The following is a 1,461-nucleotide window of genomic DNA, read 5'->3' on the forward strand; positions in this document are numbered from 1 at the left end:
GTGAGGGGTGTTTGCGATGGCGGCTCGGCGGGTGTTTCCCCAGCAGGTACGTCGCGAGTTCTGGGGGCTTGTACGTGAGGGGCTGACGGTCGCGGAGGCGGCACAGAAAGTTGGCGCGTCGAGGTTCGCTGGGATGGACTGGTACCGCGAGCGTGGTGGTGTGATGCCCCGATTGCCTGAGCCGGCCACCACGCGTCCCCGGCTAACGGTGGAGCAGCGTGAGGAGATCGCGCTGCTGCATGCCGCGAAAGTGTCGAAAGCTGAGATTGCCCGTGTGATCGGCTGTCACCGGGCCACGGTCGGTCGCGAGCTGGTCAGGGGCTCGACCGTCTTTCCCGACCGACTTCCCAGATACCGGGCGGTCACGGCCCAGCTCGCCGCCGATCACCGCGCCCGACGCGTGCGGGGCGGGAAGCTAGTAGCGAATCCTCGACTGCACGAGAAGGTGCAGGATCTGCTCGAGGATGAGTTGTCCCCTGAGCAGATCTCGGCACAGCTGAAGATCGACTTCCCCGACGACGCGGAGATGCGTGTGAGCCACGAGACGATCTACCGAGCCTTGTACGTCCAAGGGCGCGGTGAACTGCGTCGTGACCTGCACAAACGGCTGCGGACGGGCCGTGCGGTGCGCAAGGTCCGCCGGGTCGAGGGTGAGCGACGCGGCCGGATCCCCGGGATGGTCAACATCAGCGAACGGCCCGCCGAGGTCGCCGACCGGGCCGTGCCGGGGCACTGGGAAGGTGATCTGATCATGGGCTCGACGGCGTCGAACTCGGCGATCGGGACCCTCGTCGAACGCGCCACCAGGTTCGTGATGTTGCTGCACCTGCCCGAGGGTCACGGCGCTGACGCGGTCGCCGCGGCCATGGTCGACACGATGAGTCGACTTCCCGAGACCCTGCGACGCACCCTGACCTGGGACCAGGGCCACGAGATGACCTCCCACCCCGCGATTGCTGCCGCGACCGGCCTGGACATCTACTTCTGCGACCCACACTCGCCCTGGCAGCGCGGCACCAACGAGAACACCAACGGCCTGCTGCGTCAGTACTTCCCCAAAAGCACCGACCTGTCGGTCTACCAGCTCGACTACCTCGACCACGTCGCAGCCAAGCTCAACCGCAGACCCCGCAAGACCCTCGGCTGGAGGACACCAGCACAAGCACTCGACGAACTACTGTCAAACCCACCAAAACCAACCGGTGTTGCATCCACCGCTTGAATCCGCCGGCGGAAGAGGTGGCTGGGCCACCGCTGGATCAGCTCTTGCCGTGAGCCTTGGCAGCCTGGCGGTCGGCCTTCGCCGCGTCACGGGCAGCCTTGCGGTCGGCCTTCGCCGCGTCGCGGGCAGCCTTGCGGTCGGCCTTCATCGCGTCACGGGCAGCCTTGCGGTCGGCCTTCGCCGCGTCACGGGCAGCCTGGCGGTCCGCCTTCGCCGCGTCACGGGCAGCCTTGCGGTCC

2 protein-coding genes are annotated in these 1,461 nt (G+C 67.4%); one reads left to right on the plus strand and one right to left on the minus strand.

Features of this window, described 5'->3' with window-relative positions; genetic code table 11:
- The first annotated feature begins 163 nt into the window (after positions 1 to 163).
- Entirely contained in the window at positions 164 to 1,222 is a 1,059-nt protein-coding gene (locus ASC84_RS14045; RefSeq protein ID WP_155860350.1) for an IS30 family transposase, read from the plus strand.
- Positions 1,223 to 1,259: 37 nt separating this feature from the next.
- Here ASC84_RS14045 and ASC84_RS22840 read toward each other — a convergent pair.
- Positions 1,260 to 1,461: hypothetical protein (locus tag ASC84_RS22840; protein ID WP_201784140.1), on the minus strand; the 202-nt coding region annotated here is incomplete at its 5' end.

The organism is Acinetobacter sp. Root1280, assembly GCF_001425285.1.
Classification (GTDB): domain Bacteria; phylum Pseudomonadota; class Gammaproteobacteria; order Pseudomonadales; family Moraxellaceae; genus Acinetobacter; species Acinetobacter guillouiae.